Here is a 13,606-nt window from a genome sequence, read left to right as displayed (position 1 = left end):
GGGAGAGGGACGAGCCAAACCCTCGGCACTGGAGGTAATTGGGTTTGGCTGCTTCGTTCCCGACCTGACCAGGTTGCCAAGCCGCCATGCGAGGAGGCCCGTCCATTGCCATTCTACTGCCTTTAGCTTGTAGAATGCTAAATATGTCAGCTCTCGCATTAGCCCGTAAGTGGCGTCCAAAAGATTTTTCAACCTTGGTTGGCCAAGACCACGTCGTCAAAGCCTTAAGTCATGCCTTGGATCAGCAACGCTTGCATCACGCCTGGCTATTTACAGGTACACGAGGTGTGGGTAAGACAACTATTTCTCGGATATTGGCTAAAGCCCTTAACTGCACCGGGGTCGATGGTCAGGGTTCGATGACCTCACAACCTTGCGGACAATGTCAAGCTTGTCTGGAAATTGATGCCGGACGATTTGTTGATTACATTGAGATGGATGCGGCGAGTAATCGTGGCGTGGAAGACATGGCGCAATTACTTGAAAAAGCGATGTATGCCCCGAGCAGTGCGCGCTTTAAGGTGTACATGATCGACGAGGTTCATATGCTGACGGGGCATGCATTTAATGCCATGCTTAAAACGCTCGAGGAGCCTCCTGAGCACGTCAAATTTATTTTGGCAACCACCGATCCACAAAAAATTCCTGTGACAGTTTTGTCACGTTGTTTGCAATTTAATTTAAAGCAGATGCCTGTCCCGGCGATTGTTGAGCATCTTGAAAAAATATTGAAAGCCGAGCAAGTGACTTATGAGCTACCGGCTTTGCGCATTTTGGCAAAAGGTGCGCAAGGCTCTATGCGTGATGCACTTTCTTTGACCGATCAGGCCATTGCTTATGCTGCCGGCCCAGTGACAGAGTCTGCGGTACGCAACATGTTGGGTACCCTGGATGAAAGCTTTCTTTTCAAGATTTTGGATGCGCTAGCAATCGGTGATGGGGCGACTTTGTTGACTGTTACTCAGGAGATGGGGCAGCGTAGCCTCTCTTTTTCTTTGGCCTTGGCAGATTTGGCGAGCTTATTACAAAAAATTGCGACTGCACAACTGGTCCCTTCGGCAGTTTTAGATGAATGGCCTGAGGCTAATGAAATCCGCCGCATTGCTGCAATTCTCAAAAAAGAGGATGCGCAGCTCTATTATCAAATTGCGATTACTAGTCGTGCAGATTTATCCTTGGCACCTGATGAGGAGACTGGTTTTTCAATAGCTCTTCTGAGAATGTTGACTTTTAAGCCGGGTGGTGGTGATCAGTCGCAGCGACCTAGTTTAGGGGCAGGCAAACATTCTGGCTCCACACCAGGAGCGATTCAAGCTAAGCAGGGGCAAGCAGTGCCTCAGGAGTCTGCTGCCACAAAAGGCGTTCAGCAGCCAGCACAAAGGTCATCGCAGAACCAGAATCAAGTCAGTGTGGCGAGTCAGGATGTCGACTGGCAAAGCTGGATGCGGGCTTTACCTGTGAGGGGCTTGGTGCAGCAGTTGGCATTTCAGACTGAATTACAGTCATGGCAAGATCAGGGTGCATCGGCTAAGGCTCTCGTGAAAGTGGCGATGCCGCAACTGGCGAGTACTGAAAACGTTAATCGTTTACAGGATGCATTGGGTATTCATTTGAATAAGACTGTCAAAATTCAAGTGGAGACAGGTAAAGTCAGTCAATCTATTGCTGCTGTTGAGGCAAAAATTAAACAAGAAAAGCAGGAAGACGCTGAACAAACTATTCAGAGTGATGATTTCGTGAAAACTCTAGAGGCGGAATTGGGAGCCAAAGTGATTCCTGGTTCCATTCGACCCCTACAATAAATTTGGAGATTGAATATGTTTAAGGGAAATATTGCAGGGCTTATGAAGCAAGCCCAACAAATGCAAGAAAATATGAAACGAGCTCAGGAGCAATTATCTCAACTGGAGGTGGTTGGTCAAGCTGGCGCAGGAGCTGTGAAGGTCACGATGACGGGCAAGCACGAAATTAAAAGGATTGAAATCTCCGAAGCAGCGATGGATGATCGTGAAATGCTAGAAGACTTATTGGTAACGGCCTGTGCAGAAGCTTTTAAGCAAGCTGAAGCGGTGGCGAATGAAAAACTATCGGGGGCTACTGCAGGTATGCCAATGCCCCCGGGGTTTAAATTACCCTTCTAATTGATTCGATACGCCTCATGGTCAACGATCCTCAAGATGCGCTCGCTCGCTTGATACAAGCATTAAAAGTGCTACCAGGCGTTGGTCCCAAGTCAGCCCAACGTATTGCCTTTCACCTTTTGCAGCATGATCGCTCTGGGGCTCAGTTGCTTGGACAAAGTCTACTGGATGCCGTCCAGACCATGCAACATTGTCAACAATGTAATACGTTTTCAGAGACTCCGGTTTGTACTACCTGCGCCGATGGGCGTCGTGACCCGAGTATTTTGTGTGTCGTTGAGACTCCCGCTGATCAATTGATGGTTGAGCAAACCTTAACTTACAAAGGCCTTTATTTTGTTCTCATGGGACGACTATCACCTTTGGATGGTCTAGGTCCTGATGAAATTCATTTACATCGTCTTTTGGCACGCATTGATCAATCACAAGGCGTGATTCAGGAAGTGGTTTTAGCGACCAACTTTACAAGTGAAGGTGAGGCCACTGCCCATTACATCGGTGAGATGATGAAGGCGCGTGGTATTAAAGTCTCACGCATAGCTAGGGGCGTGCCTGTGGGCGGTGAGTTAGAGTACGTGGATGCGAGTACGCTTGCTCGAGCATTCATGGATCGTCGCTCAGTGGGATAATTTAACTTTAGAGAGGGAAACTATGCAGCAACCATGGTGGAAACAATTATTAATTGGTTTGGCTTTATTTTTAGCGGGCTACTTCATGTTTGGTGGTGGTCAGATCGGACAAGATAGTAATAAGCAGAGTCAATCTAAGGTTATTCAGAGCGTTTGATGCACATACTCATTGCTAACGATGATGGTTATTTAGCACCTGGCTTGTTAGCGCTTGTCGATGTCTTGCGTCCTCATGCGCAGCTCACCATCGTTGCTCCTGAGCAAAATCATAGTGGTGCATCGAACTCCCTAACTTTGTCGCGTCCTCTATCTGTACATTCTGTGACAGGAGGGGAGCGTGATGGTTTCATTTATATCAACGGTACGCCGACTGATTGTGTTCATATTGCTCTGACAGGTTTGCTAAAAACAAAGCCTGACTTGGTGGTTTCTGGCATTAATCAGGGCGAGAATATGGGTGAAGATGTGCTGTACTCTGGCACTGTAGCGGCTGCTACTGAAGGCATCATGTTTGGTATTCCGGCGATTGCTTTTTCTCAAGTGGATAAGGGTTGGAACAATTTGAGTGATGCCGCAAAAGTGGCGCGTGACATTGTTTTGCAACAAATCAAGCAGCCCATGGATGCGACTTTAAGTGCTACTCAAAAGCCGACACTTCTTAATGTCAATATTCCTAATTTACCCTATGAACAATTGCGTGAGAGATATCGAATTACCCGCTTAGGTAATCGCCATCATTCACAAAGTGTCATCATTCAGCAGAACCCTCGCGGTGAACCTATTTACTGGATTGGGCCACCTGGAGAGGTTAGAGATAACACACCAGGGACTGATTTTCATGCGATTGCTGAGAATTGCGTATCCATGACACCTTTGCAATTAGATCTTTCGCATCTGAATAAGCAAGCGGAACTGATTGAGCGTCGCTGGCATCCTGGCCAGCTCTAGGAGTCGTCTTGGTTAAAAAGGACCCCCGTCTAGACAAAGCCCGCCTTCAGCTTGCTGAGAAAGTAGCTAATGCGGGTGTGCGACACCCACAGATTTTGGGTGCGATAGCCACTGTCCCTAGACACGCATTTATTGATGAGGCTCTGGATTCTCGAGCTTATGAGGATTCTGCTTTGCCAATTGGCCATCAGCAAACGATTTCTAAGCCATCTGTCGTGGCGCGCATGATTGAGTTGCTCTATAAACCGAAAAAAGATCTCGGTAAAATTCTCGAAATAGGCACGGGTTGTGGTTATCAAGCCGCTTTATTGAGCTTGCTAGCGCAAGAAGTCTATTCCATTGAGCGTATCCGGCCATTGCATGATCTTGCACGTGCTAAGTTACGACCTTTTCGTATTCCTAACTTACGCCTCATTTATGGGGATGGCATTCGAGGTTTAGCGCAAGCTGCACCTTTTGATGGGATTATCCTGGCGGCAGCCGGTTTAGGTATTCCTGATCCGTTGCTTGATCAATTGGCGATTGGAGGACGCTTGGTTGCCCCTGTTGCCAAGAGTGAAGAAGAGCAACAGTTGGTAGTGGTTGAGAGAGTCAGTTCGCAACGTTATCAAAGAACCGTGCTTGAAGAAGTGTTTTTCGTACCATTACAATCAGGAACTATCTAAACAGTATGTCGAATGCAGCGATGAATTTACCTAAACAGCTAGCGCTAGTTTTCATGTTGGGCACTCTTGTAGCCTGCTCTAGCACACGTATGTCTCCTGCGCCGGTGGTTGATCGCACCTCTTCTAGAGCAAGCTCAGTCGAGCCTGCGCCCCCTGGTTTTTATCGTGTCAAGCGTGGCGATACGCTATTACGAATTGCCCTGGATCATGGACAATCTTATCGAGATATTGCTGAGTGGAATAATTTGAACGATCCTAATCTGATTGAGGTGGATCAATTAATACGTGTAGTACCACCTAAATCAAGCGCCAGGTTAGAAATACGTAAAGATAAACCTGAGCCACGTAAAGAGCCCGTTAAGCCTATTGCTGATGCCAACAAAGACCTCGCTAGAACAAAGCCTGAGCTGAAGTCTGAGCCTAAGCCAGAAGCTAAAGCACCCACGGTGGCAGACACAGCCCCTAAAGCCGATACGCTACCTTCGAGTAGTTTACGTTTAACTTGGCCATCTAAGGGCGAGGTGGTTGAAAGATTTGATGAGGGTAAAAATAAAGGGATAGGGATTGCAGGCAAAGAGGGTGATCCTATTCTAGCGGCTGCTGATGGTAAGGTAGTCTATGCTGGTAATAGCTTGAGGGGGTATGGTAATTTGGTGATTGTCAAACATGACAATACTTATCTGACTGCCTATGCTCACAATAAAACCCTGCTTGTTAAAGAGGGTGAAATGGTCAAGCGTTCACAAAGAATCGCTGAGATGGGTGCAACCGATGCGAATCGTACGAAGTTGCACTTTGAGTTACGTAAAAACGGTAAACCTGTCGACCCCACTGCTTACCTTCAATAGGAGCTTGGATGCCTAGCCACAAAGCAGAAGAGTTTCCTGGAAATGATTCTGAGCTAGACGATTTGTCACTGGCTTCAGAGGATTTGCCACAAGAAGCTCTCAAGGAAATACTTCAAGCAGAGTTATCGGCTGATCTAGTTCAGTTTTACCTCAATCAAATCGCCAGCAAACCCCTGTTGACGCCCGAGCAAGAGCTGCACTACTCAACTGCAGCAAAGCAAGGGGAGTTTGCTGCGCGGCAAATCATGATTGAGCATAACCTACGCTTGGTGGTGAGTATCGCTAAAGCGTATATGAATCGCGGTTTGCCATTACCCGACCTGATTGAAGAAGGTAATTTAGGTTTAATTCATGCCTTGGAGAAGTTTGAGCCAGAGCGGGGTTTTAGGTTTTCAACTTATGCCACATGGTGGATACGTCAAAATATTGAAAAAGCTATCATGAGCCAGGTGCGCACAGTTCGTTTACCTGTGCATGTGATCCGAGAAATTAACCAAGTATTGCGCGCTCGTCGTTACCTAGAGCAGGTCTTGGCGGGCGAAGGTCGCTTACCGGATGTGAGTGATATTGCCAGTTTGACAGGCAAAACGAGTGATGAGGTCACTGATATTTTGCTAACGGCAGAGCATGCCACATCCTTGGATGCGCCACGAGATATAGAGGCGCATAGTTCCTTATTGGATCTTTTGTCAGATGATCGTGCCTTGGCTCCTGAGCATGAGGTGGAGCGTCAACAAATTGAACAATTAATTCATGATTGGTTAAAAGGTTTGAAGGAGAATCAGCGATATATCGTGACACGCCGATATGGCTTGGATCAGAAAGAATCAGCGACTCTCGAAGAGTTGTCAGGTGAACTAGGCATTACTAAAGAGCGTATTCGCCAAATTCAGATGGAAGCCCTGGTGAAGTTACGACGCCATTTGGATAGTCACGGATTAGACCGTGGACAAATATTGGAATAAAACAGAGAGATATTTATGACGACTGTATTGGTGTTTGACATTGAGACAATTCCTGATGCCCATGGTATACGTCGTCTAGAGGATTGGCCTGCAAGTATGTCTGATCTTGAAGTGATTCAAAAAGCTCAGGCACAGCGCTTGGAGAAATCAGGTACTGACTTTATGCCTCTACATTTACAGCAGATTGTCGCCATCTCGTGTGTGATTCGTCGCACCACACGAGAAGGGCAGCCCCAGTTTAAAGTGGGTAGCCTAGGCAATGAGCAGAGTACTGAAAAAGAGTTGGTGCAAGCTTTTTTTGATTTGATTGAAAAATATACGCCACAACTTGTGTCGTGGAATGGCAGTGGTTTTGATTTACCAGTCTTGCATTATCGCGCCCTCATTCATGGAATCAATGCCTCAAGATATTGGGAGATGGGCGAGAGTGGTGAGGTTGATAGTCGTGACTTTAAGTGGAACAACTATATCAGTCGATATCACATGCGACACATTGATCTCATGGATTTACTAGCTAAATTCTCCGGTAGAGCCAACGCACCCTTAGACGCATTAGCCAAATTATGTGGGTTCCCGGGCAAGATGGGTATGGATGGTTCACAGGTATGGCAGGGCTTTTTAGATGGAAAAATTAAAGAAATCAGAAACTATTGTGAGACTGATGTTGTGAATACCTATTTGTTATACGCTCGTTTTCAAAAAATGCGTGGCGGATTTTCTGATTTGGAATATGAAGAAGAAATCAAATTTATACAAGCTGAGTTAAGTAAAGAGTCCAAGACGCCGGCCGGTGGCTTCTGGACAGAATACTTGGCAGGCTTTCAAAGTCATTAAACTCTAATTTTTCCATCATACAGATCATCTTGAAACCTGTTTTTGTTGAATCCATTGATTTAGATGCACAAGGCGTTGCACGCCTTGTCAACGAGGATGGTTCGCCAGGTAAGGTCATTTTTATTGACGGCGCATTACCAGGTGAATGGGTCACTTATCGTAGCTATCGTAGTAAAAAAAGTTATGAGCAGGCCAATCTTGTAGAGGTACACAAACCGAGCGCTTTAAGAGCGCAACCTGCTTGCTCATTTTTCGGCCGCTGTGGGGGTTGTTCTATGCAGCATCTTGATCCTCGAGCGCAATTAGCGATCAAACAGCGCGTGCTTGAGGATAATCTTTGGCATCTTGCCAAAGCAAAACCAGAAGTTCTCTTGCGACCCATAGCCGGCCCCGCATGGCAATATCGTTATCGTGCGCGCATGTCGATTCGACATCTCGATAAAAAAGGCGTGCTGATTGGGTTTCATGAAAAGAAGAAAAGCTTCATCGCTGATATGACGTCTTGTCAGATATTGCCTAAAAAGGTGTCTGACTTGTTGCCTGCCTTGCGCGAGCTGATTGCTCAACTTTCTATTTCTGATCGTATTCCTCAGCTAGAGATGGCTGTCGGGGAGTCCGATTCTGGTGAATTACTCATTATTTTGGTTTTAAGACATCTAGAAGCTTTTTCAGATCTTGATCTAATTCATTTGAAGGGTTTTCAAGAAAAACACGGTGTCCGTCTGTGGTCGCAGGCAAAGGGGCCGGATACGGTCAAGCCGCTTGATGGGCACTATGACAAGCTCTGCTATCGCATGCCCGAGTTTGGTATTGAGATGCCATTTAAGCCGACTGATTTCACGCAGGTAAATCATCAAATTAATCGTGTCTTAGTTGGTAAGGCTGTACGCTTACTTAATCCTCAAAAGAACGAGCGTGTACTTGATTTGTTCTGTGGTATTGGCAATTTCACATTACCAATAGCCACTCTGGCTCATGAGGTTTACGGTATCGAGGGGAGTGAGTTGTTAACTCAAAGAGCCAAAGAAAACGCAATAGCCAATGGCTTGGGTGATCGCGTGCATTTTTCTTGCGCTAATTTATTCGAGGTGACACCGGAGATAGTCAAATCCTGGGGGCTGGCATCTAAATGGTTGATTGATCCACCACGAGATGGTGCGGTAGCGCTGGCTCAGGCATTGGCTAGTTTGCACCAATCGGAGAATCCAAGTGATCGAGCTTATTTGCCGCAAAGAATCGTATATGTGTCGTGTAATCCAGCAACCCTAGCTAGAGATGTGGGTATTTTGGTGCACACGGCTGGATATCAGTTAAAGCAGGCTGGGGTGGTCAATATGTTCCCTCACACTTCGCACATTGAGTCTATAGCTATTTTCGAACGCAATGAGCGTTCATAAATAAAAAGCCAGGTTTCCCTGGCTTTTCTTGTATAGACAAACTACTCTGTCTGATTGTTAATTACTCGCGGTCTCCGCCAAAAATACCCAAGAGTGCCAACAAGTTGCTGAATACGTTGTAAACGCTCAAGTAGACGCTCAATGTAGCAATCACATAGTTGGTCTCGCCACCGTTGATGATGCGTTGAATATCAACCAAGATAAAGGCTGAGAAGATCGCGATAGCCAGAACGCTGATTGTGATCATCAAGGCGGGCATCTGTAACCAAATATTGGCAACTGCGGCGATGATGAGCAGAATGACTCCAGCAAACAACCATTTACCTAGGCCTGCGGAAAGATCCTTTTTGATCGTGCCGGCTAAGCTTGCCATACCAGCAAAGATGATGGCTGTACCACCAAATGCCGTCATGATGAGGCTGGCGCCATTACTAAATCCTAGGATGGATCCCACTAGACGTGAGAGCATCAAGCCCATAAAGAATGTGAAGCCCAATAGAAGAGCTACACCAAGACCGCTATCTTTGTTGCGCTCAATGGCCCAGAAGAAGCCAAATGCGACCGCCATGAAGACGATAAAGCCTATAAATGGATTGTTTCCAAAGAATGAAAATCCTGTTGCAACACCAATCCATGCTCCTAATACGGTTGGAACCATAGACAAAGCCAAAAGGGCATAGGTGTTACGTAACACCCGGTTACGGACTTGAACGCTAGTAGTCGCGCTGCCGTGCCCAAAACCATAAGTGTTTAAATCGCTCATGTTTACTCCTTAATAAAACCCACCATGGGTATGCTCTAAGTATAGACATTTCCTATGAATTTCAAGTCTTTTTGATAGTTGATAGCCGATTGTGGGATTCTTTAGTGGCTAAAAACTGAAAAGAGACGCTGATGCACCCTTGTGCCCTTAAATTTCCTTTGTAAATCAACGATTTTAGGAACTCAAATTTTAGAGTAGAAACCCTTAAAACTGTATAATCATGGGTTTTAAACCTATCTATCTTGGAGTTTTAACATGGCAATTGAGCGCACCTTATCAATCATTAAACCGGATGCAGTCGCGAAGAACGTGATTGGTCAGATTTATGCGCGTTTTGAAGCAGCGGGTTTGAAGGTGGTGGCCGCTAAGATGGCTCATCTTTCTCGCGCTGAAGCAGAGCAGTTCTACGCTGTGCACAAAGAGCGTCCTTTCTTTAAAGACTTGGTTGATTTCATGATTTCAGGTCCAGTCATGATTCAAGTTTTACAGGGTGAAGGTGCGATTGCTAAGAATCGTGAGCTCATGGGGGCTACTGATCCTAAGAAGGCTGATAAGGGTACGATTCGTGCAGATTTCGCTGACAGTATCGATGCGAATGCTGTTCATGGTTCAGATGCACCTGAAACTGCAGCAGTGGAAGTAGCATTCTTCTTCCCTGGCATGGAAATTTTTGCCCGTTAATTACTCTTGACTCAGCCACGCATCAACTTATTGGATTTTGATTCTGAGGGCCTGACTCAATACATAGCAGGCCTTCAAGAGAAACCTTTCCGAGCAAAACAGTTGATGCGTTGGATTCATCAAAGGGGTGAGTCCGAAATTTCTCAAATGAGTGACTTAGCGAAGGCTTTTCGCGAGTCTTTAGCAGAGAAAGCCCAAATCCAAGCTTTACCCATTGTGTCTGATCAGCGCGCTAGTGATGGCACGCGCAAATGGCTCTTAGATGTCGGTCAGGGTAATGCGGTGGAGATGGTTTACATCCCTGAGGATGATCGAGGTACTTTGTGTATTTCGTCTCAGGCAGGGTGTGCGGTGAACTGTAAATTTTGCTCAACAGGTCGCCAAGGTTTTTCCAGAAATTTAAGTCTGGCGGAAATCATCGGTCAGTTATGGCTTGCCGAACATAGCATGCGTCGCGACCCTGATGCTGTTAAACGGATCGATTTGGATAATCAGTCTGAGCATGAGGGGCGCATCATTTCCAATGTGGTGATGATGGGTATGGGCGAGCCCTTACTCAATTATGGACCTGTGGTTGGGGCAATGCGCTTGATGCTCGATGACAATGCTTATGGTCTCTCGCGTCGTCGTGTCACCTTGTCGACCTCAGGTGTAGTACCTATGATGGCTCGTTTGGCCAAGGATTTGCCAGTTGCGCTAGCCGTTTCTTTGCATGCGCCGAATGATCAATTGAGAGATGAGTTGGTGCCTCTGAATAAAAAATATCCACTCAAAGAATTAATGGCTGCGTGTGTCGATTATTTGCCTTATGCGCCACGCGACTTTCTGACCTTTGAGTATTGCATGCTCGATGGTGTGAATGACACTGATGAGCATGCTAAGCAACTCATCGCGCTCGTTAAAAGTATTCCTTGTAAATTAAATTTAATCCCCTTTAATCCATTTCCTGATTCGGGTTTATTAAAGTCAAAACCAGAGCGAGTTCAAACATTTGCTAAGCGTCTTTTAGATGCTGGCATTGTCACTACCGTTAGAAAGACGCGTGGTGATGATATCGCTGCCGCCTGTGGTCAGTTGGCGGGGGATGTCAAAGATAGAACTAATTTACGTGGCAGAATGCAAAGCATCAAAGTTGGAGACATTGGTAGAGGTTTATGAGTCAAGAGATTGTCCGTCGTCGCTCTTTACAAGCCGTGATTCGTTGGCAAGATCAGGTCGTCACCGTAGGTGGCGATGCGCCTATTCGAGTGCAGTCGATGACCAACACTGATACCGCTGATGTGATTGGTACTGCCATTCAAGTCAAGGAACTGGCAAAAGCAGGTTCGGAGATTGTTCGTATTACCGTCAACACGCCAGAGGCTGCCAAGGCTGTTCCAGAAATTCGTGAACAGCTCGATAAGATGGGGGTTTATGTACCGCTCGTGGGCGACTTTCATTACAACGGTCACACGCTATTAAAAGACTACCCAGCTTGCGCGCAGACTCTCTCTAAGTACCGAATTAATCCAGGTAATGTCGGGCAGGGGGCTAAGCGAGACCTGCAGTTTGGTCAAATGATTGAATTGGCTTGTCGCTATGAGAAGCCGATCCGTATTGGGGTCAACTGGGGTAGCTTAGACCAAGATTTATTAGCTAAATTGTTGGACGAAAACGCGCTTCAAGCTGCCCCTCAACAGTTGAATGAAGTGATGGCTGAAGCTTTAATTCGTTCGGCATTAGATTCTGCTAGTCGTGCCCAGGAATTAGGCATGCCAGCTCATCAGATTACTTTGTCATGTAAGGTCAGCGCTGTGCAAGATCTGATTCGTGTTTATCGAGATCTTGCCAAGCGTTGTGACTATCCTTTACACCTGGGGCTCACTGAGGCCGGGATGGGAAGTAAAGGGATTGTGGCTTCAACAGCGGCTTTAGCTGTGTTATTACAAGAAGGCATTGGCGATACGATTCGTGTTTCTTTGACTCCTGAACCAGGGGCCCCTCGCGAAAATGAGGTCATCGTAGCTCAGGAAATCTTGCAGACTATGGGTTTGCGTAACTTCACGCCCATGGTTATTGCCTGTCCTGGCTGTGGTCGGACGACGAGCACGTACTTCCAAGAATTAGCTGCGAAGATACAGAGTTATTTACGTCATCAGATGCCTATCTGGAAATCTGAGCATCCAGGTGTTGAAGCGATGAATGTGGCAGTCATGGGCTGTATTGTGAATGGCCCAGGTGAAAGTAAGCACGCCAATATTGGTATTTCTCTACCAGGCACTGGAGAATCTCCAGCAGCCCCAGTATTTGTAGATGGCGTCAAAGTTAAAACCTTAAGGGGTGAGACAATTGCTGAAGATTTTCAAGCCATCGTTGATGACTACGTGAAAAAAACCTATCCGAAGAAATAAAAGACATATGAGTCAAGATAAAAATAACAAAATTGTTGGCTTGCGTGGCATGAATGATGTCTTGCCCACTGACGCACATCTTTGGCAGCATTTGGAAGCTGCGATCGAAGGTTTGGTGCGTGCCTATGGCTACACTCAAATTCGGACACCGATACTCGAGCAAACCGCGCTATTTAAGCGTGGTATTGGTGAAGTGACTGATATTGTTGAAAAAGAAATGTATTCCTTTGAGGATAGTTTGAATGGTGAGCAGTTGACCTTACGTCCTGAGGGTACCGCCGCTGCAGTACGTGCTGTGATTGAGCATAATCTTCTTTACGATGGCCCTAAGCGTCTTTGGTACACCGGGCCTATGTTTCGACATGAACGCCCGCAGCGCGGTCGTTATCGTCAATTTCATCAATTGGGGATTGAGGCCTTAGGCTTTGCTGGGCCTGATATTGATGCTGAGATTATCTTGATGTGTCAGCGTTTATGGGATGACTTGGGTCTTGTGGGTGTGCGGCTTGAGCTCAACAGCTTGGGACAAGCTGCGGAGCGACACGCTCATCGCCAAGCGCTGGTGGCTTACTTTGAAAATCATAAAGATCAATTGGATGAAGATTCGCAAAGACGTCTACATACCAATCCTTTGAGAATTTTGGATACCAAAAATCCTGCCCTCAAAACTTTGGTTGAGGACGCGCCAAAACTGATTGACTATTTAGGTGCAGAGTCTTTGGCACATTTTGAGGCAGTGCAATCCTTGCTGAAAGCCAATAATGTGCCATTTAAGATTAATCATCGCTTGGTTCGCGGTTTGGACTATTACAACTTGACCGTATTTGAATGGGTGACCGATCAATTGGGAGCTCAAGGAACCATCGCTGGTGGCGGGCGCTATGACCCATTGATTGAGCAAATCGGGGGTAAGAGTGCCCCTGCTTGTGGTTGGGCCATGGGGATGGAAAGAGTATTGGAGCTCATGAAAGAGCAGCAGGTATTGCCTGAGGTGGAAGCTACATGCGATGTTTATGTCTTACACCAGGGTGGGGAGACACTCACTACGGCCATGGTGTCTGCTGAGCGGTTGCGCTCAGTGGGTATTGATGTTGTTTTACATTGTGCGCCTGATGGTCAGGCAGCCAGTTTTAAGTCGCAAATGAAGAAGGCGGATAATAGCGGTGCAGCCTTGGCACTTATTATTGGGCCCGATGAGCTGGCTCAGAATGTAGTGCAGCTGAAGAATTTAAGAGCGCAAGCGCCACAGGAAGCCATTGCAATCGATCAGTTGGTTGATGTGGTCATTGAGCGTTTAGTTTCATTAGACGAGTAGTTCATCAAAAGAGTACTTATTGGATACCTT

Annotated in this window: 14 protein-coding genes, 1 other RNA gene and 1 pseudogene; 14 read left to right on the top strand and 2 right to left on the bottom strand. The window is 46.4% G+C overall.

From position 1 onward, the window contains the following. Positions 1–5: 5 nt before the first annotated feature. Positions 6–103, bottom strand: an RNA gene (gene ffs / locus ICE94_RS00645) — signal recognition particle sRNA small type. A gap of 40 nt (positions 104–143) precedes the next feature. Here ffs and dnaX point away from each other — a divergent pair. From dnaX to rlmD, 10 genes and pseudogenes are all read left to right on the top strand, one after another. Beyond that, complete coding sequence (gene dnaX, locus ICE94_RS00640; protein WP_216147374.1) at positions 144–1,802, top strand: DNA polymerase III subunit gamma/tau; 1,659 nt, start codon at positions 144–146, stop codon at positions 1,800–1,802. Between the two features lie 15 nt (positions 1,803–1,817). Next, complete coding sequence (locus ICE94_RS00635; RefSeq protein WP_216147369.1) at positions 1,818–2,141, top strand: YbaB/EbfC family nucleoid-associated protein; 324 nt, start codon at positions 1,818–1,820, stop codon at positions 2,139–2,141. 17 nt (positions 2,142–2,158) lie between these two features. After that, positions 2,159–2,770 (top strand): recombination mediator RecR, encoded by a 612-nt coding sequence (gene recR / locus ICE94_RS00630; protein ID WP_216147366.1) that lies wholly within the window; start codon positions 2,159–2,161, stop codon positions 2,768–2,770. Positions 2,771–2,792: 22 nt separating this feature from the next. Next, entirely contained in the window at positions 2,793–2,927 is a 135-nt protein-coding gene (locus ICE94_RS08465; RefSeq protein WP_255539038.1) for a hypothetical protein, read from the top strand. Beyond that, complete coding sequence (surE, locus tag ICE94_RS00625) at positions 2,927–3,718, top strand: 5'/3'-nucleotidase SurE (RefSeq protein WP_216147363.1); 792 nt, start codon at positions 2,927–2,929, stop codon at positions 3,716–3,718. The genes ICE94_RS08465 and surE overlap by 1 nt, the downstream gene beginning before the upstream one ends. Before the next feature lie 32 nt (positions 3,719–3,750). Continuing rightward, positions 3,751–4,383 (top strand): annotated as a pseudogene (locus tag ICE94_RS00620) (protein-L-isoaspartate(D-aspartate) O-methyltransferase); the annotation flags it as partial. A gap of 20 nt (positions 4,384–4,403) precedes the next feature. After that, on the top strand, positions 4,404–5,231 hold the full coding sequence (locus tag ICE94_RS00615; protein ID WP_216147360.1) for a peptidoglycan DD-metalloendopeptidase family protein: 828 nt from the start codon (positions 4,404–4,406) through the stop codon (positions 5,229–5,231). An 8-nt stretch (positions 5,232–5,239) separates the two neighbouring features. Next, entirely contained in the window at positions 5,240–6,196 is a 957-nt protein-coding gene (rpoS, locus tag ICE94_RS00610) for an RNA polymerase sigma factor RpoS (RefSeq protein ID WP_216147357.1), read from the top strand. Positions 6,197–6,211: 15 nt separating this feature from the next. Further along, positions 6,212–7,030 (top strand): 3'-5' exonuclease, encoded by an 819-nt coding sequence (locus ICE94_RS00605; protein ID WP_216147354.1) that lies wholly within the window; start codon positions 6,212–6,214, stop codon positions 7,028–7,030. A gap of 29 nt (positions 7,031–7,059) precedes the next feature. Next, positions 7,060–8,427, top strand: a complete 1,368-nt coding sequence (gene rlmD / locus ICE94_RS00600; RefSeq protein ID WP_255539037.1) for a 23S rRNA (uracil(1939)-C(5))-methyltransferase RlmD — start codon at positions 7,060–7,062, stop codon at positions 8,425–8,427. Between the two features lie 61 nt (positions 8,428–8,488). Here the strand turns inward: rlmD and ICE94_RS00595 are convergent, their stop codons facing one another. After that, the gene (locus ICE94_RS00595; RefSeq protein WP_216147351.1) at positions 8,489–9,190 is read right to left on the bottom strand and encodes a Bax inhibitor-1/YccA family protein; all 702 of its coding nucleotides are present in this window, start codon (positions 9,188–9,190) and stop codon (positions 8,489–8,491) included. A gap of 255 nt (positions 9,191–9,445) precedes the next feature. Between ICE94_RS00595 and ndk the strand changes: the two genes are divergently transcribed. From ndk to hisS, 4 genes are read left to right on the top strand one after another with little or no spacing between them, the layout of a single operon-like run. Continuing rightward, positions 9,446–9,871, top strand: a complete 426-nt coding sequence (ndk, locus tag ICE94_RS00590) for a nucleoside-diphosphate kinase (RefSeq protein ID WP_216147347.1) — start codon at positions 9,446–9,448, stop codon at positions 9,869–9,871. A 6-nt stretch (positions 9,872–9,877) separates the two neighbouring features. Next, entirely contained in the window at positions 9,878–11,029 is a 1,152-nt protein-coding gene (rlmN, locus tag ICE94_RS00585) for a 23S rRNA (adenine(2503)-C(2))-methyltransferase RlmN (RefSeq protein WP_216147344.1), read from the top strand. Continuing rightward, positions 11,026–12,261: a flavodoxin-dependent (E)-4-hydroxy-3-methylbut-2-enyl-diphosphate synthase gene (gene ispG, locus ICE94_RS00580; RefSeq protein ID WP_216147341.1), complete on the top strand. Its 1,236-nt coding sequence runs from the start codon at positions 11,026–11,028 to the stop codon at positions 12,259–12,261. The genes rlmN and ispG overlap by 4 nt, the downstream gene beginning before the upstream one ends. Positions 12,262–12,268: 7 nt before the next feature. After that, positions 12,269–13,576: a histidine--tRNA ligase gene (gene hisS / locus ICE94_RS00575; protein ID WP_216147338.1), complete on the top strand. Its 1,308-nt coding sequence runs from the start codon at positions 12,269–12,271 to the stop codon at positions 13,574–13,576. Positions 13,577–13,606 lie beyond the last annotated feature (30 nt).

Source organism: Polynucleobacter sp. MWH-Loch1C5 (genome assembly GCF_018881775.1).
Taxonomy (GTDB): domain Bacteria; phylum Pseudomonadota; class Gammaproteobacteria; order Burkholderiales; family Burkholderiaceae; genus Polynucleobacter.
The sequence above is the reverse complement of the archived record's forward strand: the minus strand, read 5'-3'. Positions and strand labels throughout refer to the sequence as shown.